Origin of the sequence: Clostridium sp. FS41, assembly GCF_000954015.1 — a bacterium.
Taxonomy (GTDB): domain Bacteria; phylum Bacillota; class Clostridia; order Lachnospirales; family Lachnospiraceae; genus Enterocloster; species Enterocloster citroniae.
In genome coordinates this window covers 125331-146644 of the sequence record NZ_JYHN01000062.1, presented here as the reverse complement: position 1 = coordinate 146644, position 21314 = coordinate 125331, and the positions used below count along the sequence as shown (strand labels likewise).

The following is a 21314-nucleotide window of genomic DNA, read 5'->3' as shown; positions in this document are numbered from 1 at the left end:
CAATAAAAATTAGTAGGAGGAACTATACTATGAAAAAAACATTAGCATTGATCCTGGCAGCCTCTGTGGCAGCAGGAAGCCTGACCGGCTGCGGCGGTTCTGGAAAGGATTCATCTTCCGCAGCACCTGACAGTGGAGCGGGAACAGCAGCGGGAACAGAGACAGGTACGGCGGCGGCCGCTGGTGAGAAGCAGACGATCGAGTTCTGGTATCACGCATCGGACGAGCAGTCATCCGTTATGTTTGAGGAGATATTTGATGAGCTGAACGCGTCACAGGATCAGTATGAGTTTGTGTATACCGGATTTGCCAACAAGGACTTCCCGGACGCATTTGCAACAGCGGTGGCAACCGGAACCATGCCGGATGTGGTAAGCCTTGGTTTTTCCAATGTGATGACCTATGTTGCGATGGATGCATTACACCCCATCCAAACCGAATTTGAGGCATGGGAGGACTCGGGAAAGATCGTCCCATCCCTTATTTCCACATTAAAGGACTTGGCAGGAGGAGAGGACCTGTACGGTGTTCCCTACGGATACAATCAGGACCTTTCCTGGTACAACGCAGGGGTATTTAATGAAAAGGGGATCCAGGTTCCCCAGACACAAAAGGAGTTTTTGGCAGACTGCGAGAAATATGCGGATAAGGACAGCGGAACATACTTTTTCAGCCTTCGGGGCAATAAGCCCTATGATAACCTTCTTGGATGGCTGTTTACCTACACGGACGGCCTGGGTTATGAGGGCTCCTACTTTGATGAGAACGGGCAGTGCATTATCAATGCGCCTGAGTTTGCGGAGGCCATGGATGCATATGTAGACATTTATAAAAACGGATGGGTATCCGGGGATAGTGTCAACAATGGATTTAATGAGATGGTGGCTGAGTTTGGCGCAGGCACAGCCCTGTACATCATGCACAACTCATCCTCCGAGAAGAGCCACAAGGCTAATCTGGGCGATGGAAACTATGGGATCACCAAAGCCTTGACCAATGACAAGGGCAGGTACTTTACATCCGCCATGCAGCCCAACATCTTCTCCGTGTGCGACAAAGGCGAGGGCGCTGATTACAGCGGCGCAATGTACCTGATCAAATATCTGTGTTCAGCAGATATCATGAACCATATGGATGAGCTTATGGCTAAGGTCCCCACCAACACGGACTGCTACGAGACAGACTGGTTTAAGGCAGACCACACAATGCAGACCTGTATGGAGATCGTGCAGGATGAGAATTTTGTACAGATCCAGAATCCGTATTGGCTGACCTCATACTTCTCCTTTATCAACGGAGATATGACAACTGACTTCCAGGCCGTTATGCTGGGTGAGATGACCTCTCAGGATTGCCTGGATAAGTGGGCGGATTTCCTCACAAAAGAGCAGGCCGCTTACAAATCAGGACAGTAAGACACAAGGCGCAGGCAGCTGGACTGGCTGCGCCTTTTACATGAAAGGTTGCCGGAGGGGGGTCTGAGGCATACGGGACACGCCCCGGCAATATAAAGGAGGATGCATCAATGGATTGCATATTATTACAGGATGATTTTACATCATTTCCAATCGGCTCATTTCCCTACGACCATGCCCATACGGCCATGGGAGAATATCATTATTATCCGGTTCAGGGCTACACGGGCCAGTGGTATGATCCGATCGTAAATGCCAATTACCGGGGACCTAGCTGGCTGATCACGGAAATGGACGGGGACAGGTATATGGAACAGATGAGGGTGCGTAATCCCCTGACAAAGAATGTCAGCCCTCTTCTGGTTGCCGGAGAGGTGGAATGGAGGGATTACACGGCACAGGTCAAGGTGCGGCCTTTGTGTACCACGGAGGAAGCCGGGCTGGTATTCAGATACCAGACATCCCTGATGAATTATGCATTCTATCTCAATGACCAGAAAGTACAGTTCTGGAAGATTCATAAAAAAAACAGATACCTGATAGCCGAGGCAGAGTACGCATTTACGTCTGACGAACATTACCTTTTGGAAGTAGAGTGCAGAGGAAGTCATTTCACAGGCAGGATCAACGGGGAGACCGTGCTCACAATGGAGGATTCAGACTACGCCTATGGAAAGATTGCGATTTCCAGCTATATGCCGGCCCAGTTCACCGATGTCCTGGTCCGGACAAGTGAGGAATCCTACGAAACCTTTCTTAAGGAAAAACGGGAAAAAGAACTGCGGGTGGCAGAAAAGCGGAGCAGATATGCGCAGCCAAAGCTTCATAAGGTGATCGACCTGAAGAATTATGGGGCAGCAAGGCAGATACGTTTCGGACACCTGATGGGGGGAGATGACTGGTACTTTGTTATGGCCCAGCACCAGAAACGTGTCCATAAGGATCGCTATTCCAATATCAGCTGCCTGACTGCGGTGAATATGGATACAGGGGAGATCCTCTGGCAGGTGGGCGAGCCCTCCGGCCTGAAGGAGAACCAGAATGTCACAGCCGATCTTCCATTCCAGGTCTATGATATTGACGGGGATGGGTATGATGAGGTGATCATGGCCAGGGACTTTAAACTGATGGTGCTGGACGGCCGTACGGGAGAGGTAAGAAAATGGATCCACACCCCAATGAATGAGATACCCGGGGACCAGCTTCTGGGAATCGAATTCCAAAAGCACGGATTTGACCGGCTTAACGTGGATGCTGTCAGGATCGTAAATGTGTCAGGCAATGAGCGCCCATCAGACATCCTGATTAAGGACCGGTATTCGCGCCTCTGGGTGTATAACAGCAATCTGGAGCTTTTGTGGAAATTTAATTACAAAAATACAGGACACTTCCCATATGGTTATGATTTTAACGGGGATGGAAAGGATGAAATTTTCAGCTGCTATAATATGATAGGCAGTGACGGGAACCTGATCTGGACACTTCCCATTGAGATTGACCACACGGACGAGATCATTGTGGGAAAATTTGACCCGGACGAGGATGAGATGATCGCAATGGTTTCCGGCTGGGAAGGCTTTATGATTGTGGATAAGCAGGGAAATATCAGACACCGGGACCTGAACGGGCACGGACAGCGGATCAGCGCGGCCAATTACTGCCCGGATAGGAGAGGACTTGAGATCTGCACCACAACCTACTGGGAGTACCAGGGTATCATCTATCTCCATGACTGTAAGGGAAATGAGCTGTGGCATATGGAGCCGGGATCCAATGGTAATATTATAGCGCCTGTGAACTGGCAGGGGGACGGGACGGAATTGATCCTCCTTAACGGAAATATCAAGTACGGAGGTATGCTGGACGGTGATGGTGACGTGGTGGTTACATTCCCGGACGATGGCCATCCGGATCTGTGCGCAGAGGTGATCAACATGACCGGTGATGCCAGGGATGAGATCGTGCTATGGGACGCCGGACGTATGTTTATCTACACCCAGGACCGTCCATGCGCTATAAAAGACCGGGAATATATCCCGGAAAAATATCCCCATTATAATTCCTCCAATTACCGGGGAGAATATTCCTTTGCCAGGTGGACCCGGAGAACAGGGGAGGAACATGAGATATCGTAATCCGGTGCTGCGTGGATTTCACCCGGATCCCAGCATATGCAGGGTGGAAGAGGACTTTTATATAGCTACCTCCTCCTTTACCTATTGGCCGGGGGTGCCAGTGTTCCATAGCAGGAATCTGACGGACTGGTCTTTGGCCGGGCACTGCCTGACCAGGGACAGTCAGGTACGGCTGGAGGAGAGGCGCAGCTCCAGGGGAATCTTTGCACCCACTCTGCGCCATCATGAGGGCAGGTTTTATATGATCACCACGGATGTGGACGGGATCGGAAACTTTATTGTGCATTCCCCATCCATTGGCGGGCCATGGTCCGACCCTGTGGTCATTGACCAGAACGGCATCGATCCGTCCCTGTTCTGGGATGAGGACGGGACCTGCTGGTACTGCGGGAAGGGGAGTCTGGAAGGAAAACGGGGGATTATTGCATTTGTGCTGGATCCCCTGACCGGTGAGATCCTATCGGATAAATATGTGATCAGTAAAGGCTGTGGTGGAAAATGCGCGGAAGGTCCCCACATTTATAAAAGGGATGGATGGTATTATCTGCTGACCGCGGAGGGCGGCACGCAGTACAGCCACAGGGCAGTGATACAAAGGTCCAGGAACCTGATATCAGGATATGAGCCCTGTCCCCACAATCCGCTGTTATCCCATCAGGAGGAGAACTGGAGGGTGGTCCAGGCCGTAGGACACGGGGACCTGGTCCAGGACCAGTACGGAAACTGGTGGGCTGTGTGTCTGGGAATCCGGATGTTTGGGGATTACCTGCTTCATAACCTGGGCCGGGAGACATTTCTGGTCCCTGTGGTGTGGAGGGACGGATGGCCTGTTATGGGAAAGGACGGACGCGTGGAACTAATGATGGACAGCAAAGGGGAACGAATGATGGATGGACCGCCCGGAACAGAGAGGGATGAAATGTGTGCGGCCGAACCTGAAGGGGACGGAACCGGGACTGCAAAAGCGGAGGAAACAAAAGCGGAGGAAACAAAAGCGGAGGAAACAAAAGCGGAGGAAACAAAATCAGAGGAAACAGAGTCAGAGGAAATTGTCCGGGAGCAATGGGAATTGGATTTCAGAGCGGACAGGATGCCCGGGGATTTATGGTACATACGCAATCCTCACCCACACTGCTATGAAATCGGGGGCGGGCGTCTTGTGCTCAGGGGAAATGATACCGGGCTTGACAACGCTACGGGAAGCCCTGCCTGCATTCTCAGGGAACAGAGGGAGTTTGTGATAGATGCGCGCTCCTGTGTGGACCTAAAAGACTGCGGGCAGGGGAGATTTGGGATGACAGCCTATTACAGCAGCTATAACCACTACGATATGGCGGTTGTGAAAGATGAAACAGGATGCAGGCTCACCCTGTATAAGCACATACATGACCTGGGCGCTGTCACCGGTGAGATCCGGCTGGACCGGGAGAGGGAAAAGCTGTGGTTCAGGATACGGGCAGACAGAGAAGGATATTATTTTGACTACAGCTTAAACAGCAGGGACTGGACAGAGCTGGGCCGGGGAGCGATTGCTGGTTTATGCACGGAAGCCATGATGGAACGGTCATATACGGGAACCATGGTGGGACTGTTTGCAGAGCATGGACAGGGCGTGTTTGAAGAGGGATTTTTAATCATTAGTGAATGGATGGAGGGGGAAATGATCCATGGAATACCAAGATGAAATACTGTGTTTTACAGGAGCAGCCGTCATAAATATAGCGCCGGTTCCCCAAAAGGAGCATTTTTATGACGCCACAGGAGGGCCGTTTACCCATTCCAAGGTAAACAAGTATCTGGAATTGTACACAGAGGACGGAATCATAGGCGTATGTCCCTGCTCCGGCATTATGGAGCTTACTATACTTCCCCTGATTCTTACAGGAGAGAAAAAGACTTTCAGGGAGTGGATGCACAAGGTCTATTGGGCGTGCAGGAACTCCGGGTTTGATGGGGAAACAGCGGCAGAAGTGGGAAGGCTGGAGTATATACTAATCGACATTCTGGCAAAACGGGTCCGGATGCCCTTCCACCGTTTCCTGGGGGCTGTAAGGGACAGCGTGGCCGTGTATGGCAGCGGGGGAAGCACTCATCTGAGCGGCAGGGCCCTGGCAGCAGAGATGGAGCATTTTTTGGAATGCGGCTACCGCACTGTTAAGATGAAAGTGGGAACAGAATTTGGGACCCGTTTGGATTATGACGTGGAGCGGGTGAAACTGGTCCGGGCAACCATTGGTCCGGATGTGTCCTTGGCGATTGACGGAAACCATGTGTTTTCGCCGGAGGGTGCCAGGCGGTTTGCAGACAGGGTGGAGGCTTATAACATTGCATGGTTTGAGGAGCCTGTCCACGCATATGATTTTGCAGGTTACTGTGAGTTGGCCCGGGATCTTCCCATAATCGTGGCAGCGGGGGAATCTGTGAGAAACCACTACCTGTTTAAGCCTTATTTGGAAGCGGGCGTCAGGCACTTCCAGCCCACGCCTTCCACTTTTTCCGGGGTAAAGGAATGGATGATGGTAAGGGATATGGCGGCAGATAACGGACTGGATTTTTCCTCCGGCGGCCTTCCTCTGTTTGCCTGTCCTCTCATGGCCACTGCAGGGGAGGATACCATGGAGGAGTTTCTGGAGGTATGTAACCAGCCGGTTCTGGACTGCATGGAAGTTACCATTGAGAACAGGGATGGAAGGTTTCATATCCCCGACCTGCCCGGACTGCCTTTCCGTTTGGATGTGGAATGGCTCAGGCGGAAAGGATTTTTGTTGTCCCATATGTTTTACAAGGCTTTTTAATATATTGTAACAGTTCAGGAAGATGAGCCGTCCTGAACAATTACAATATTTATCACAGAATAATCCGTACAGGGTGTGCTATTCCTACCATCTCCCGCATAAGATATAAAAAAATCCTCAGGAGACTCATTTTGAAGGAGTATATTGAAGAACGTGCGGTAGCCATCGCCAATTACATCATAGACCACAATGCCACGGTAAGGCAGACGGCGAAGAAATTTGGGATAAGCAAATCCACAGTACATAAGGATGTAACCGATCGGCTGGAACACATCAATCCCACCCTGGCTGCCCAGGCAAGGATTGTACTGGACGTAAATAAGTCCGAGCGCCATATCCGGGGAGGTCTGGCTACCAGGGAGAAATATCAGCACAGGCTTCAGATGTGCAGCAGGGAGACAGAAGAGTAGTAGCTGGATAAGGGTGCATTTGCAGGTAGAAGGATATTCCTTGCCTGCAACTGCATCCTTTTGTTAATGAGTACAATACAAAAGAACGGAGGTTGCGATGAAAGAGACGGCCACAGGATTTGAGACATACTTCAGGCAGTATTTAAAGCGAGGTATTTCCGGGGGTGGACCATGGAGTCGTTGGGATTATAAGGATGATCTCATAGTTAAGGGGTGTTATGACCTGTTTTGTGTCACAGGGGATTCCTTTTACCGGGACGTTATTTTTAAAATAACAGAGGGCAGGCTGCTCCCGGATGATGCGCCCTGCCCCTATAATCTGGACATGATCAGCGGAGCCAGGACGGATATGGTCTTTGAACGCCTGACTGGGGAGGATAGGTTTCACCAGCGATTTTTGAAGAAGATGGAGTTGTTTAAGGAATATCCCAGGACCAGAAACGGCAATTTCTGGCACAAGGATATTTACCCCAACCAGGTGTGGCTGGACGGACTTTATATGGCCATGCCGGTTTATCTTCAGGATCCCGTTAATTCAGAAGACGCAATGTCCCAGTATGAGAATGTGAGAAGAATACTGTTTGTACCGGAAAAAGGGCTTTATGTCCATGCATGGGATGAGGAACGAAGGAGAGAGTGGGCCGACCCGGAAACCGGTCTGTCTCCCAATGTATGGCTGCGGGCAATGGGATGGTATCTCATGAGCCTGGCGGACTGTTATGAGCTGGTGGAACAAAAACAGGAAGAACGTCTGGCTGAGCTGCTCCAGGAAGCGCTGGATCACTTGATGAAATTCCAGGATCCAGGGACAGGGATGTTTTACCAACTGGTGGACCTGCCCGGGGAGAAGGGGAATTATCCGGAGACATCCGGCAGTGCTATGGCGGCATATGCCTGTATGAAAGGGGAACGCCTGGGAATGCTGCGGTCCGGCAGCTTTGAAGCAGGTGCGCAGATCCTTAAGGGTATTGGTGACACTTGGCTTCGGAACAGGAATGGGACCTGGACACTGGGAGGCATCTGCGAAAGCGCGGGCCTGGGACCGGGGCCCTATAACCGAAGGGACAGGGATGGCAGCGTGAAATATTATCTGAGTGAACCGGTGGTGGAGGACAACCAGCACGGAGTGGGTGCGTGCATGATGGCCTGGAGCGAGTGGCTTCTGGGAGATAATCCCCCACACTAGATATGATGATAACAATCTGCTACAATTATTTTATCAAGGGGTAAAATGGGGGCAGATATGTTAAAGGATAAGATAAAATTGAAGATCGTGCTGATCGCGCCTACTCCGGGCTGGGATTCTATTTTTCAGGAGGTATTGAAAGTTTATCAAACCAATAATCCCAGGACTTATGAGGAGTATACGTTTTCCCTGGAGACGATTGCCAGGCCGGATTATGTAAATTTCCAGAACTTTCATGTGCCCATGGACGCGGATGTGCTGATAACCAGGGGAAGCGCCGGGGTCATGCTGCGAAAGATTGTGGAGATACCAGTGGTTCAGGTCCATATTGGCTTTAACTCCCTGGAACGGGATGTCAAGCGGGCGGTCAGCATGTTCCATTCAAGGAAGATCGGTCTGATCGGCCACAATTTTATCATGTTTAATCTGTCGGACATTAAGAAGATAGGAGGTGCACAGTTAAGTATCTACAATGTTGCGATCCCCAATGATCCGGAGGAGATTAAGCCTGCGGTGGAGGCGGCAATGGACCAGGCGGCAGAGGATGGATGTGATACCTTTATCTGCGGCAACTATGGATATTCCTATGGAAAAAGAAAAGGGTTGAACGTGATCTTCCAGGATATCAGTTTTGAGGAGGCATGGCACGCCATTGTGGAGGCTCAGCACAGCGCGGTGGTCTATAGCCGGCAAAGGCTGAAAACGGAGTTCTATAAGAATATTCTGGATCATTCCTTTGAGGGGATCATCTCCCTTGACAAGGAGTTGCATTTTCGTGCCTATAACAATGCAGCGGTCAAGATCCTGCTGGGGGACATTCCTCCATCTGACAAAGTGGAAGAGCTGATGCTTAAGGTGCTGGAACAAAGCGGGATCATCGGGCGCCTGCAGTCAAAAAAGAGCGAGACGGACAGTATTATTTCCTGCGGAAACCGCTTTTTCGCGGTCAATATTGTGCCGATGAAGTCAGGGGGCAGATTTGACGGAAGCATGATCATGATCCAGGATGTGACTCACATCCAGCAGCTGGAAGGACGGATCCGCAATCAGATCTATGCCCACGGGCATGTGGCAAAACGCTCATTTGACGATATTGTGGGGACAAGCCCTGCCATGTGCGATGTGATAAAACGGGCCAGGGAATACGCAAAAACCAGGGCCAATATCCTGATCTGCGGAGCCACAGGAACGGGGAAGGAGGTGTTTGCCCAGAGTATCCACCAGGAAAGCCTGTGCAGCCAGGGACCTTTTGTGGCTGTGAATTGCGCAGCCCTGACCGAAAGCCTGCTGGAGGCTGAACTATTCGGCTATGTAGGCGGGGCCTTTACCGGGGCAAATAAAAACGGGAAAGCCGGTTTTTTTGAACTGGCCCATGGGGGTACCATCTTCCTTGATGAGATATCTGAGATCCCTCTCAGGGTACAGGGAAAGCTGCTGCGTGTGCTGCAGGAGCGGGAGATCATACGTGTGGGGGATGACAAGGTGACTCCGGTAGATGTAAGGATCATATGTGCAACTAATAAAAACCTGGAGGAGATGATCGCCCAGGGCAAATTCCGGGAGGATCTGTATTACCGTCTGGATGTACTGCACCTGAGGCTGCCAAAGCTTTGTGAGAGAAAGGAAGATATTCCCCTTCTGGCAGAAAGCTTTTTCAGGGAATACATGAAAACAAATCAGAGACAGATGAGTGTGGATCCGTCTGCCTATGCCAGCCTGCAGCAGGCAGAGTGGAGCGGAAATGTAAGGGAACTGCGCAATATCTGCGAGCGCGTCTGTGTGGTTGCGTCTGAAAATATTATTATGGGTCAGCAGATTGAAGACGCCCTGCTGCAAAGAAACAGTGGACAGCATAGTATTCCTCCTGTGATGGAGGGCAAAAGAAATCCCCTGGAGGAGGCTGAACTGCGCTATCTCCAGGAAGAGCTGCATAAAGCCGGAGGAAATCCTGCAAAGGCGGCAAGCCAGATGGGAATCAGCCGGGCCACTATTTACCGCAGGATAAAGAAGTATGGCTTGTGATTTCCTGGGAAACAGATGGAATTGATCATGGGAAAGCGTATCATAGATGAGACATATTCTCAATTATAAAATAAAATTCTCATAAATGAGAAGCTATCAATGTAGAAAGGCGGATAAAGTGCAGTAAACGGTACTTTACCTGCCTTTTCCATTTGGCATCATATTTGCTTTTATAAAATTGTAAATAAAATAAAAGGAGAGAGTAAGATGAAAAAATTTAAAGTCCTGTTAACCTGTGTACTTTCCATTTCTATGATATGCGGATGCAGCCAGCTTTCCGCACCTGAGAGCACCACGTCCGCACCGACTTCTGCTCCTGCAACCACCCAGGCTTCCCAGGAATCAGATCAACCGGAAGCATCAGAAGCGCCGGGGCCTGAACTGGAACCCATAACCTTTAAGGTTGGATTTATTTCCTCCCAGGCAGCCACGGATGAGGCCCACAATCTGATGTGTGATGAGATCGAGCGTCTGTCCGGAGGGGCTATTAAGATTGAGCGTTACCTTCAGGGACAGCTGTACACCGCTGATTCAGACGGGAGTATTGCATTGTCCGAGGGCACATTGGACATGGTTATCATGGGGGACCTTATGGTATCTGCCGCTGCCCCCGAGATCGCGGGATTTACCCAGATCCCATTTGCTTTTGATTCCAAGGAGCAGTGTGAGGAGTTCTGGAAGACCGTTGCGGACCAGTGCAATGAAAAGATGCTGGAAAAATATGGGTGCCGCATTCTCTTTGACCACCTTGCCATGCGGGGACCCCGTGTGGTTGCGGCCAACCGTCCATTGATAAAGGCTGAGGATTACAAGGGGTTAAAGATGCGCCTTCCCTCTATTGCGGCCAGTGTGGCATCCTTTGAGGCCCTTGGGGTGAGTCCCATGACTTCCTCTATGGGAGAGTTATATCAGGTTTTGCAGACAGGCACGGCCCAGGCGTGTGAATCCCCCATATCCACACTGGATTCCATCGCGATTTATGAGGTCTGTGACTACGCCATGCTGACAGATCACACCTATTCGTTCCGCGCAGCCCATGTGAATGAGAAATGGTGGAGTTCCCTTTCACCGGCGCACCAGGAGATCATCCAGCAGGGCATCAAGGTGGGATTTGACCGCTTTAATGAGCTGGAATCCAATGGTGACGAGGCAATTCTTCAAAAATGGCGTGACAATGGAATGACTGTTATTGAGAACAGTGAGATCGATACCCAGAGCATCAAGGATGTGGTAACTCCGGTGATCCTGGAAAAGTATAAAGATGAGTGGGATATGTCTATATGGGATGTCATTCAGTCACTTAGATAATTGCAAGAGGATGCGTCCTGATCCTCAGAGTCATCCGGGAGGTGTTTCATATGGGGACATTAAAAAAGATTGAAAAACTGGTTTTGGATATCTCGATCCTTCTTTTTGTTGTGATGCTTGGAATTGTGCTTTTTCAGATCCTGGTTCGCAACCTGTTTGGAAAATCCTTTGCCCAGCTGGAGGAGCTTGCCATTATCATCCTGCCCTGGTTTGGTTTTTTCTGTGCCACCTACACGCTCTACCGGGGTAATCACGTGCAGATCGAGTATATCTATGGAAAACTGCCAAAGACTGTGCGCAGGGTCATATTCTGTCTGATCCAGGCGGTGCTTCTGCTGCTTATCGGCGCCATCTGTTATTACAGCTTTGGGCTGGCCATGCGCCAGATGAAGGTGGTCACACCAGCGTTGGGGTGGCCCAACGGAATATCCTATATAGGGTTTCCGATCTGCTCGCCTTTGATGGCGGCGCCGCTGGTCTATAACATTTATAAGATAGTCTGCTGGCCGGAGGAAGACGGGCAGGGGATTGATTTATTACATAAGGGGGATTAAGGGTATGGCAGGTGATCTGTTAGCGTTTTTACTGTTGTTTTTTCTGGTCCTGATCGCTCTAAGAGTGCCGGTATCCTATTCCATGCTGCTCACCAGCCTGGTGTATATCCTCTTATCCCACCGAATGCCCATGTCCTTTATCCCCCAGGGAATGGTCTCAGGTCTTGCAAGCTACAGCGTGATGTGCTCCCCGTTTTTTATCGTGGTGGGCTGTGTGATGAATAAGGCAGGTGTTACGGATGAGATATTTGAGTTTGCAGATTGCCTGGTGGGCCATATCAAGGGAGGACTGGGACATGTGAATGTGGTTGCCAGCCTGATCTTTGCAGGCATGTCCGGCTCTGCCAATGCGGATGCTGCCGGTCTGGGGAATATTGAGATCAAGGCAATGACAGAGAAGGGGTTTGACCGGGATTTTGCCGTGGGCATCACGGCGGCATCCTCTGTGATTGGTCCCATTTTCCCGCCGTCCAATCCAATGGTGTATGTGGGGATTATGGCAGGAGTATCCATCGGCGCCTTGTTCCTGGGCGGTATTGTGGTAGGAGTATTGATGATGCTGTTTATGTGCATCACGGTCTACGCGGTTGCGCGCAAACGCAATTACCCGGTGAGGAAGCGGGCCACGGTCAGGGAAATATGCCATGCGTTCCGCAAAGGCTTCTGGGCACTGATGACTCCGGTCATCCTGATCTTCTGCATCCAGAATGGAAATGTCACGCCCACTGAGGCCGGGGCAGTGGCCCTTGTATATGCGCTTTTTATCAGTATGTTTATCTACAAGACCATTAAGTTTAAAGATCTGTACGGCATCATGGCACAGGCCATAAACAGCATTGGCCTGGTGCTGATGCTGGTTTCCTCGGGAAAGGTGTTTGCCTGGGCCCTGGGGGACCAGCAGGTTGCTGAGATCGTGTCCAAAGGGCTGTTTTCACTGACCACCAATCCCTGGCTGATCCTGCTGCTGATCAACCTGTTCCTGCTGTTTCTGGGGACGTTTATGGAGTCTGTTGCCGCCATTACCATTGCAGCTCCCATCCTGTTCCCCATTGCCCTCTCCATAGGGCTTAATCCGGTGCAGTTTGGGGTTATCTTTGTGCTGAATCTGATGATAGGGGTCTTGACCCCGCCCATGGCAGTCGTCCTTTTCATTACATCGAAAATCGGAGAGATCAGTTTTGAGAGAGCTTTTAAAGCCGTATTACCCTACTATGTGGCATTACTCCTGGTGCTTGTGTTGGTAAATCTTTTTCCGGTGCTTACCCTGGGATTACCTGATTTAATGCTGGGCGGCTACAAGTAATTTTCAGGAGGTATGATATATGCATAGCAAAATGAGAGTCGTGCTGGGCCAGTTCCAGACGTTTGATGAGGAGATGGCAAAGTTTGCCCTTCAGCTGGGAATATCGGAGATCCAGATGAATACACCGGCTCTGCCCGGGGAAAAGATCTGGACTTTTGAAGCTCTTAAGGACCTTAAGGAGCGGATTGAGAGCTACGGCCTTAAGTGGACAGCCATTGAAAATGTTCCTCTTATATTTTATGACAAGGTGATCCTGGGTCTTCCCGGGAGGGATGAGCAGATTGAGAACTATTGCCAAACCATACGGAACATGGGAAAACTGGGGATCCCCATGCTGGGACATCATTTTTCCCCTACCTTTGTGTGGCGGACCACCACACAGGCGCCGGGCCGCGGCGGGGCAAGGGCCACTGCCTTTGATGAAAGACAGCTCCGGCCCGGGGACAATGCGTTCCGGGAGATGATGGCCCGCAAACGCCATCTTCTGGATTATGATGTGTTTGAGGCAGTGGATGGAATGACGGCTGATGACCTGTTTGACAATTACAGGTATTTTATGGATGCAGTCCTTCCCACAGCAGAGAAGGCAGGGGTCATGCTGGCCCTGCATCCGGATGATCCTCCCCTGAGAAGGTTCGGGGGGATCCAGCGTATGGTGACTTCCCTTGAAGATTATAAGAGGGCCATGGAGATCGGGAACAGTCCGGCATGGGGCGTCAACCTGTGCCTTGGCTGCTGTTCCGAAAAAGGGGGAAGGGATTGTGCTCTGGAGATGATCCGTTATCTGGGGGGAAGAAAAAAGATACTTAGCGTGCATTTCCGGGATGTGCAAGGTACATTGCCCTGCTTTCAGGAGTGTTTTCTGGGAGAGGGAAACTATGATCCCGCGGAGATCCTGTATGAGTTGGGGAAGGTGGGGTATGAGGGGATCATTATGGAGGACCATGTGTTGAAAATGGATTATGACTCGGACTACGGCCACCGCGCCCGGTCACACGAGATCGGATACATACAGGGGATGATCCAAATGATGGACTTTGCCTGTGGAGAAAAATGAACTTAGTAGGAGGAACATGTTTTATGGCTTGGAATTATCAGTTTATCGCGCGGCTGCCAGAGGATTTTAAGGAGGAGGATATCCTGTTTCTCCGGCAGCTGGGTATTCCGAACGCGTATCTTGCATTGCCCCGTGACCAGCACGACCATCAGTCCCTGAAAAGGATCAAGGAGCAGATTGAGGCAGGAGGAATTAAATTTACATATGTTCACAGCAACCGTTTTACCTTTAATTCGGCCATTGCCCTGGGGACTGAGAACAGAGAAAGGGAATTGGAAGCATATCTGGAATTTTTGGAGATCATGGCAAGTCTGGGGCTGAATATGATTGAGCTGAATATGATGCCGTTTTTTGTATACTCCTCCAACCTGACCTCCTATACCAGGGGGGCGGTGACCAGAACCGTGGACCTGCAGACCATTCTGGACAGCAAGACTGCGCCCCTGGCCAGGTCTGCCTATATACGCAAAGGGCAGGAGGAAGAAAATCTCCTGCTGGAACAGGAATACCAGAGGGCGGCGGCCAGAGGATATACCAGGGAGGAATTGTGGGAAAACTTTGCAGTCTTTATGGAGCGTGTCCTTCCCACTGCCAGTAAATTGGGCATCCGGATCTCCCTGCACCCAAGCGACCCGCCCTGTGTTGAAACCGTGGGAGGAGTTCCCAATCTGATCCGCAGCTTTGAAGATTATAAAAAGGCGTTCCGGATCGCTGACAGCGATTCCCTGGTCATGACCTTTTGCTGCGGGTGCTGGCTGGAAGGAGGGGAGAGATTCGGCGATATAATGGAAGACGCCAGGTGGGCGCTGGAGCATAGCAAGATAGCCACCGTTCATGTGAGGAACATAACCGGTCCGCTGCCCCATTTTGACGAGACATTTTTAGACAATGGATTTTTTGATATGTATCCTTTTTTTGAGCTTCTCAGGCAATACGACTACCAGGGTTTTATCAATCCGGACCATCACCCCATTATGGTAGACGGACCCATAAGAAGGATCCCTCAGGGATACGCCTACGGCTATATGAGAGCGCTGGCCAATTGTGCGGACGAAGCAGCACGGGGCAGGATTTTTTAGAATCCCGCCCCGCCCTAATTTGCTCCAGCTGTTGAAACTCAGGAACCGCTCACCATAACCCCGTCCCCTCCGATGACATATCCGTCTACCGTGGTGTTTGTCAGCATTTCTCCGGTGTCCGTGCTGAGATAGTACCACTTTCCATCACTGTCCTGGAACCATCCTGTCTGCATACAGCTGTTTTCGTCAAAATGATACCATTTACCATCGCCTGGATTTTTCACCCAGCAATTGGCGGCATAGGAGCCGTCTGTTTTTCTGTATTTATAGTGTCCGTTGTCATTGATCCACCTGCCCTGGGCTTCATCCGCAGAGAGCATGGATGCTTCCTCCTGATCATAGGCGGCCATAATGATCATGATGGTGCCGCTGCTTTTGTAATATCCAACCCGTGTAAACCAGGTGTTCTGGACAGCGGCAACTGCATCCTCCGTGAGATATACATAGCTTTCCCTGTCGGTGGCCGTGGCGCGGATAAACGCAACGTGGCGGATGTTATGTCCGGTGGCGGATGCCAGGGAGTACACCTTTGACAAAGTGATGCCGCTGCCGTAATCGTAGGCAGCCTTGGCAACGCCGGTCAGATCCGAATCATAGGACAGATCAGACACGCCTTTCTGCCTGCGGTAGGTGTTCAGGTAGGTGAGCTGGTCCGATTGGCCGGAGGGGGAGGGATTCTCCAGGGTCTTGTCCGCGATGTTGCTGATCACACGGCCGTTCTCATCCGTGTTATAGTTTTTACCGTCAATGGTGATGTTCCTGTTTTTCAGCACAAAGTTCTGATAGCCAAACACATAGTCCTGCCCATCGATGGTTTCCACACATTCGCCCTGGACCACGCGTCCGTCCGGCTTGAGATAGAAGGTCTGGCCCTGGTCATCCAGCCAACCCGTCTGCATGATCCCATTCTCATCAAAATGATAAAATTCAGCCGCGGTGTATCTGCCGTTCTTTTCATACACGGCCAGCCAGCGGTTTTTCAAAAGCTCTCCTGTGCTGTTTAGGGTACAGGTCCACTGGGAGCCTTCCTGGTTCCAGGTGATCTGGCTGGACGAGGATATGCGGCGTCCAAGATTCATGGGAGACTGATTGTTGGGATCCTGTGCAAACGCGGTCATAAAGCAGATGAGCGTAAGCATTGCTGCGATCACCATGGTTTTTATTGCTTTTTTCATATGGTATACCCCCTTACTTATTCTACTATTAAGTATACCATATTTGGGAAAAAAGGCCAGGCAGAATCCTGCCCGGCCGTTTATTTGCCAACAAAACCAAACGTTCCGACCGGCAGCCTATTTGCCCACGGAATCAAACTCCCTGCAGATTTCCTCACAGGGTGCTTCAGTGGCAAGGGATACGATCACAATGGCAGCGCAGGCAACCAGGAATGCAGGCAGCAGCTCATAGATATTCCAGGCGCCGCCCAGAGGACGCACGCCGTATTTCCACACAAACACCATGACGCCTCCGGCGATCATGCCGGCCAGGGCGCCCTGGAGGTTGCTGCGCTTCCAGAACAGAGCGAACAGCATGACCGGGCCAAAGGATGCGCCAAAACCGGCCCATGCAAAGGATACGATGGTAAATACGGAGCTGTCCGGATTCCAGGCCAGGGCAATGCCCACCAGGGCGATGGCGATGACCGTAAGGCGGGCACTTGCCATGGATGTTTTGCTATCCATCTTGATCTTCAGGAAGTCCTGCAGCAGGTTCTGTGACACGCCGGATGCGGCGGTCAGAAGCTGGGAGTCGGCGGTGGACATGGTACATGCCAGGATTCCGGCCAGGACCACGCCTGCCACAATGGACAGCAGGAACCCCTGGCGCCCAAGCAGGTCGGCCAGGCGGATGATCACGGTTTCCGATTCGGAGCTGGAGGCAAATGTGGGAATACTGCCTGCAACGGAAGCGCCGTAACCGATGATGCCGATAAGAATGGCCACAAACATGGAGATGACCACCCAGACAGAGGCAATGCGCCGTGATGTCTTTAGCTTATCCTCATGGCTGATGGCCATGAAACGCAAAAGGATATGGGGCATCCCAAAATATCCCAGTCCCCATGCCAGTGTGGATAGTATGGTGATAAATCCGTAAGGGGAGGAAGTGTGATCCTGCATGTTGTGGATATGGGTCATGCTCAGATAGCCTGTGAGGGAGCGGGCATTGTCAGCCACCGCTTCCCATCCCCCGGCAACGCTGATGCCAAAGAACACAATGATCACCAGGGCAATACTCATGACAATGCTCTGGATCAGGTCCGTGGTGGATACGGCCATGAAACCGCCCAGAACCGTATAACCGATAATGACAACAGCGCCTGCGATCATGGCAACATGATAGTTCACGCCAAACAAACTGTTAAACAGTGTTCCCACTGCCTTGAAACCCGATGCCGTATAGGGGATGAAGAAGATCAGGATCACAATGGCGGCAATGCACATCAGTATATTCTTTTCATCACGGTAGCGCCGTGAGAAGAAGTCCGGGATAGTGATGGCATTACATGTAACGGAGTAGCGTCTCAGACGCTTTGCCACGATCAGCCAGTTCAGGTATGTACCCGCTGCAAGACCGATGGCGGTCCATCCGGCATCAGCAATACCTGTGAGATAAGCCACGCCCGGAAGACCCATCAGAAGCCAGCTGCTCATATCCGATGCCTCCGCGCTCATGGCGGTCACCAGGGCGCCCAGCTTGCGCCCGCCCAGATAAAACTCATCCGCGGAGTCGCCGCCGCCCTTTTTGCTGAAATAAAAACCTACGTAGACCATGGCAGCCAGATAGATGATAATGGCAGCCAAGATTCCTATTTGTCCAGTACTCATATGTTCCCTCCTGTTATGCAGATCTGCATTTGGCCATGAATGCGTTTCCCCGGACAGGTGCCCGGGGATAAGTAAAACAGCCATAATGTGCACATTATAGCATGGAGAAAAACAGAACGCAATACAGAACGAAGTATAGACTATATACTAGACGATATATATAATAAATGATAAAAAATTAAGTAAATAAAGGGAAAAGTAACTGTACGATAATAAAAATATTTATTTATACTTCCTGTGAGGGAAGAAAACTGCTGAGAAATGCAGGCATGACAGACACGCTGTACCTTCTCAGTGAGTACTCACCCTGGCACAGACACCAGTCATAGAGAAGGGCCCGTTCCGATAGGGCATACAGTTTCACCATCTCGCTGACGCTGGAGCCGGTATTCAGTTGTCCGCTGTCCTGTCCCTGGGCAATGATCTTTCTCAAAAGCTTATAGTAGGTGCGGTTGTGGTCCAGCAGATGCTTTTCACCATTGGTAATAAGCTGGGTGGATAACAGGCGCGCAAGCAGATCCATGGAAATACTGTTCTCGATCATGCCAAACAACTCACTGTTAAGGAAGAGAAGCCGGTCCATGGCACTCATCTGCGGCCTGGCATCCAGTATTTCCATAAGCTCCTCGTATTTTTCGTCAAACAGCAGGCTTAGGGTGCTTAGAAGAGCGTCCTTCCCGTCAAAGTAATGGTAAAAGGAACCTTTGGAGGTGTGGGACAATTCAATGATCTCTTCCACCGTGGTATCTTCATACCCCTGCTCATAGAACAGTTTCCATGCTGCGTTTACAATCTTGCCCCGGGTGTTGCGGGTATTTTTTTTTGCCATTTTTCTGATTCTCCCTGTACCTTTCCAGATGATCTGTTGTTTGGATTGCCGCATGATGTACTACATGGGTTATCACTTACCATGTATAACTTAGCATAGTTTCAGGGGTTTCGCAATGCCCGGCCAAAGTGGGCTTGGCCTTATCAAAAATTTTACGTTCATTTTACCTGAGCTTGATAGCCGGGTTTCCAGCAGGGGGATATACTTTAAAACAATGTAATTGAAATGTAAAGACGGAAAGACGGGGAAGCGTATGAAAATAGATCTCAGGAACCTTTCAAAATCATTTTCAGGTAAACAAGTTTTAAACAATATCAGCCTTTGCATTGAAAGCGGAAGCTTTACCACGCTTTTAGGTCCCTCCGGGTGCGGGAAGACAACCCTTTTGCGGATGATCGCAGGCCTGGAGACACCGGATCAGGGGGATATTTATTTTGATGATACCTGTGTGTTCTCCTCCTTCAGCGGAATCAACCTTCCTCCGGAAAAGAGGGGGCTTGGCTTTGTGTTCCAGGATTTTGCCCTTTGGCCTCATATGACCGTATTTGAAAATGTGGCATTTGGGCTTAGGGTAAAAGGAAAGGTGCAGGGTTTGGATCAGCAGGTTAAGGATGCGCTGGAAGCAGTACAGCTTAAGGGGTTTGAGAAACGGTATCCCCACCAGCTGTCGGGGGGACAGCAGCAGAGGGTGGCGTTTGCCAGGGCCATTGCCATCAGGCCGCCCTGCATCCTGTTTGATGAACCGCTGTCTGCTCTGGATGCCATCTTAAGGGAAGAAATGAGAACAGAACTGAAAAACCTGGTGTCACGTCTGGGCACAACCTCGGTGTTTGTTACCCATGACCAGATAGAAGCCATGACCATGAGCGACCGGATCGCGGTTATGAATCAGGGGAATGTGGAGCAATACGAGGAACCTGAGAAGATTTATGAATGTCCGTCCACCCCCTTTGTTGCCCGGTTTGTGGGCAAATCCAATTGGATCAGCCCCAGCGCCATGATACGGCCGGAGCATCTGTCCCTGACTCCTACACAGAGATGGGAGGCCCGTGAGATGGAGGTGGAAGGGGTCCAGTATATGGGAAGCGCCTATGAGGTCATCCTGAGATCCAGGGAGCGGAGCTGGAGCCTGGTCACCCACAAAAGGATGGAACCGGGGCAGCGGCTGACGGTTTTTGTGGATCCGTCCCATGTATTATATTTTGCATCGGAAGGCCATGCCTGATACAGACATATCTCAGGCGGCATGAATGATAGATTGATCAACAGGAGAGGAAAGATAATGAAAAAAGCAGGAATAGTACTGACAGCAGCAGCGTGCGCCTTAAGCCTTATGGCATGTGCAGGAGGAGGGACAGAAACAACGGCGGCCCTGACAGAAGCGCCCGGCACAGAGAAAACAGCAGGCACAACAACAGGCACAACAACAGGCACAATAACCGCCCAAACAGAGGCTGAAGCCAAACCGTCCGCCGGTCTCAGCGGCAAGGTAGTGGTATATATGCCCAGCCCGGCCGGTCTTGCGGATAAGCTGGCGGCCGGTTTTGAGGAAAAGACAGGGGTGAAGGTAGAAAGCTTTCAGGGAACCACTGGGGAGATACTGGCGCGTCTGGAAGCGGAGCAGGCCAACCCGGTGGCGGATGTGGTCATACTGGCGAGTTGGGCAGACGGCTTATCCATGAAAAAAGACGGGCAGCTTATGGCTTATGAGGCAGTGGGAACAGACCGGATGAATCCGGACTGGGTAGATGAGGAACACATGCTTTACGGCACCAGCGCTTCAGCGGTAGGTGTGATTTACAATACCATGGTATTCCCTTCCCTGGACGCGGACTGGAAGGATCTGGCAGATGCTGCTTATAAGGACCAGCTGGCCATACCGGATCCGGAAAAGTCCGGTGCATGCAAGGATTTCCTGTCCGGTTTCATAACAGCCCAGGGTGAGGGCGGGTGGAATATATGGCAGGCCCTGGCGGACAACGGAATGACCGTTCCGGGAGCCAACAAGGCTGCGCTGGAAGCTGTGACCACGGGAGAAAAGGGGATCCTGGTGGCTGGTGTTGACTATAATGCCTATTCCTCCAAGGAAAAGGGGGAACCCTTGGATATCTACTACCCTGCCAGCGGGACAGTGGTAAATCCCCGGCCGGCCATGATCTTAAAGACCAGCCCCAATGTGGACAATGCCAGGGCATTTATGGATTATCTGATCAGCGATGAGGCCCAGCAGCTGGTGGCCGATGCATACCTGCTTCCCGGGCGCAGTGATGTGAAATGCGAGAACAGGACCAATCTGGAGGAGATTCCCCGGATCCGGACGGATTGGGATAAGATGATGGAGATTTCAGCAGATACAGCAGCCAGACTCAATGAGATCTGCCGGTGACAGTCAG

General features: G+C 51.0%; 17 protein-coding genes. 14 read left to right on the top strand and 3 right to left on the bottom strand.

What is annotated here, in order from left to right:
• Nucleotides 1-29: 29 nt before the first annotated feature.
• The 12 genes from CLFS41_RS17290 to CLFS41_RS17235 all read left to right on the top strand — a co-directional run bounded on the left by CLFS41_RS17290 (nucleotide 30) and on the right by CLFS41_RS17235 (nucleotide 15264).
• Nucleotides 30-1415, top strand: coding sequence for an extracellular solute-binding protein (locus CLFS41_RS17290; protein ID WP_007861728.1), 1386 nt, complete (start codon nucleotides 30-32; stop codon nucleotides 1413-1415).
• Nucleotides 1416-1525: 110 nt separating this feature from the next.
• On the top strand, nucleotides 1526-3550 hold the full coding sequence (locus tag CLFS41_RS17285; RefSeq protein WP_007861726.1) for a hypothetical protein: 2025 nt from the start codon (nucleotides 1526-1528) through the stop codon (nucleotides 3548-3550).
• A complete protein-coding gene (locus CLFS41_RS17280; RefSeq protein WP_045092983.1) occupies nucleotides 3537-5234 on the top strand; it encodes a glycoside hydrolase family 43 protein in 1698 nt (565 codons plus the stop codon). The genes CLFS41_RS17285 and CLFS41_RS17280 overlap by 14 nt, the downstream gene beginning before the upstream one ends.
• Complete coding sequence (locus CLFS41_RS17275) at nucleotides 5218-6345, top strand: mandelate racemase/muconate lactonizing enzyme family protein (RefSeq protein WP_007861722.1); 1128 nt, start codon at nucleotides 5218-5220, stop codon at nucleotides 6343-6345. Before CLFS41_RS17280 ends, CLFS41_RS17275 begins: the two co-directional genes overlap by 17 nt.
• 131 nt (nucleotides 6346-6476) lie before the next feature.
• Nucleotides 6477-6755 (top strand): sporulation transcriptional regulator SpoIIID, encoded by a 279-nt coding sequence (gene spoIIID / locus CLFS41_RS17270; protein ID WP_007861720.1) that lies wholly within the window; start codon nucleotides 6477-6479, stop codon nucleotides 6753-6755.
• A 97-nt stretch (nucleotides 6756-6852) separates the two neighbouring features.
• Nucleotides 6853-7941: a glycoside hydrolase family 88 protein gene (locus CLFS41_RS17265; protein ID WP_052665794.1), complete on the top strand. Its 1089-nt coding sequence runs from the start codon at nucleotides 6853-6855 to the stop codon at nucleotides 7939-7941.
• Between the two features lie 57 nt (nucleotides 7942-7998).
• Nucleotides 7999-9963 (top strand): sigma 54-interacting transcriptional regulator, encoded by a 1965-nt coding sequence (locus CLFS41_RS17260; protein WP_007861716.1) that lies wholly within the window; start codon nucleotides 7999-8001, stop codon nucleotides 9961-9963.
• Nucleotides 9964-10170: 207 nt separating this feature from the next.
• Nucleotides 10171-11271 carry a TRAP transporter substrate-binding protein gene (locus CLFS41_RS17255; protein ID WP_045092982.1) on the top strand — a complete coding sequence of 367 codons (1101 nt, stop codon included), beginning with the start codon at nucleotides 10171-10173 and terminating at the stop codon, nucleotides 11269-11271.
• Between the two features lie 50 nt (nucleotides 11272-11321).
• The gene (locus CLFS41_RS29065) at nucleotides 11322-11825 is read left to right on the top strand and encodes a TRAP transporter small permease (protein WP_007861714.1); all 504 of its coding nucleotides are present in this window, start codon (nucleotides 11322-11324) and stop codon (nucleotides 11823-11825) included.
• Nucleotides 11826-11829: 4 nt separating this feature from the next.
• A complete protein-coding gene (locus CLFS41_RS17245) occupies nucleotides 11830-13128 on the top strand; it encodes a TRAP transporter large permease (protein ID WP_007861713.1) in 1299 nt (432 codons plus the stop codon).
• 19 nt (nucleotides 13129-13147) lie between these two features.
• Complete coding sequence (locus CLFS41_RS17240) at nucleotides 13148-14185, top strand: mannonate dehydratase (RefSeq protein WP_045092981.1); 1038 nt, start codon at nucleotides 13148-13150, stop codon at nucleotides 14183-14185.
• A 23-nt stretch (nucleotides 14186-14208) separates the two neighbouring features.
• Nucleotides 14209-15264: a mannonate dehydratase gene (locus CLFS41_RS17235; protein WP_007861710.1), complete on the top strand. Its 1056-nt coding sequence runs from the start codon at nucleotides 14209-14211 to the stop codon at nucleotides 15262-15264.
• A 38-nt stretch (nucleotides 15265-15302) separates the two neighbouring features.
• On the opposite strand, the gene CLFS41_RS30785 is transcribed toward CLFS41_RS17235, so the two are convergent.
• The 3 genes from CLFS41_RS30785 to CLFS41_RS17220 all read right to left on the bottom strand — a co-directional run bounded on the left by CLFS41_RS30785 (nucleotide 15303) and on the right by CLFS41_RS17220 (nucleotide 18921).
• A complete protein-coding gene (locus CLFS41_RS30785; RefSeq protein WP_045092980.1) occupies nucleotides 15303-16439 on the bottom strand; it encodes a hypothetical protein in 1137 nt (378 codons plus the stop codon).
• A gap of 117 nt (nucleotides 16440-16556) precedes the next feature.
• Entirely contained in the window at nucleotides 16557-18092 is a 1536-nt protein-coding gene (locus tag CLFS41_RS17225) for a sodium/proline symporter (protein WP_045092979.1), read from the bottom strand.
• A gap of 226 nt (nucleotides 18093-18318) precedes the next feature.
• Nucleotides 18319-18921 carry a TetR/AcrR family transcriptional regulator gene (locus CLFS41_RS17220; protein WP_007861707.1) on the bottom strand — a complete coding sequence of 201 codons (603 nt, stop codon included), beginning with the start codon at nucleotides 18919-18921 and terminating at the stop codon, nucleotides 18319-18321.
• Nucleotides 18922-19174: 253 nt separating this feature from the next.
• Between CLFS41_RS17220 and CLFS41_RS17215 the strand changes: the two genes are divergently transcribed.
• Together CLFS41_RS17215 and CLFS41_RS17210 are read left to right on the top strand one after the other, a co-directional pair.
• Nucleotides 19175-20146 (top strand): ABC transporter ATP-binding protein, encoded by a 972-nt coding sequence (locus tag CLFS41_RS17215; RefSeq protein ID WP_007861705.1) that lies wholly within the window; start codon nucleotides 19175-19177, stop codon nucleotides 20144-20146.
• A gap of 57 nt (nucleotides 20147-20203) precedes the next feature.
• A complete protein-coding gene (locus CLFS41_RS17210; protein ID WP_045092978.1) occupies nucleotides 20204-21307 on the top strand; it encodes an ABC transporter substrate-binding protein in 1104 nt (367 codons plus the stop codon).
• The last annotated feature ends 7 nt before the right edge of the window (nucleotides 21308-21314 follow it).

Coding starts and splice junctions, on each gene's coding strand:
- CLFS41_RS17290 (WP_007861728.1), top strand. CDS start 30: ATGAAAAAAACATTAGCATTGATCCTGGCAGCCTCTGTGGCAGCAGGA.
- CLFS41_RS17285 (WP_007861726.1), top strand. CDS start 1,526: ATGGATTGCATATTATTACAGGATGATTTTACATCATTTCCAATCGGC.
- CLFS41_RS17280 (WP_045092983.1), top strand. CDS start 3,537: ATGAGATATCGTAATCCGGTGCTGCGTGGATTTCACCCGGATCCCAGC.
- CLFS41_RS17275 (WP_007861722.1), top strand. CDS start 5,218: ATGGAATACCAAGATGAAATACTGTGTTTTACAGGAGCAGCCGTCATA.
- CLFS41_RS17265 (WP_052665794.1), top strand. CDS start 6,853: ATGAAAGAGACGGCCACAGGATTTGAGACATACTTCAGGCAGTATTTA.
- CLFS41_RS17260 (WP_007861716.1), top strand. CDS start 7,999: ATGTTAAAGGATAAGATAAAATTGAAGATCGTGCTGATCGCGCCTACT.
- CLFS41_RS17255 (WP_045092982.1), top strand. CDS start 10,171: ATGAAAAAATTTAAAGTCCTGTTAACCTGTGTACTTTCCATTTCTATG.
- CLFS41_RS29065 (WP_007861714.1), top strand. CDS start 11,322: ATGGGGACATTAAAAAAGATTGAAAAACTGGTTTTGGATATCTCGATC.
- CLFS41_RS17245 (WP_007861713.1), top strand. CDS start 11,830: ATGGCAGGTGATCTGTTAGCGTTTTTACTGTTGTTTTTTCTGGTCCTG.
- CLFS41_RS17240 (WP_045092981.1), top strand. CDS start 13,148: ATGCATAGCAAAATGAGAGTCGTGCTGGGCCAGTTCCAGACGTTTGAT.
- CLFS41_RS17235 (WP_007861710.1), top strand. CDS start 14,209: ATGGCTTGGAATTATCAGTTTATCGCGCGGCTGCCAGAGGATTTTAAG.
- CLFS41_RS30785 (WP_045092980.1), bottom strand. CDS start 16,439: ATGAAAAAAGCAATAAAAACCATGGTGATCGCAGCAATGCTTACGCTC.
- CLFS41_RS17225 (WP_045092979.1), bottom strand. CDS start 18,092: ATGAGTACTGGACAAATAGGAATCTTGGCTGCCATTATCATCTATCTG.
- CLFS41_RS17220 (WP_007861707.1), bottom strand. CDS start 18,921: ATGGCAAAAAAAAATACCCGCAACACCCGGGGCAAGATTGTAAACGCA.
- CLFS41_RS17215 (WP_007861705.1), top strand. CDS start 19,175: ATGAAAATAGATCTCAGGAACCTTTCAAAATCATTTTCAGGTAAACAA.
- CLFS41_RS17210 (WP_045092978.1), top strand. CDS start 20,204: ATGAAAAAAGCAGGAATAGTACTGACAGCAGCAGCGTGCGCCTTAAGC.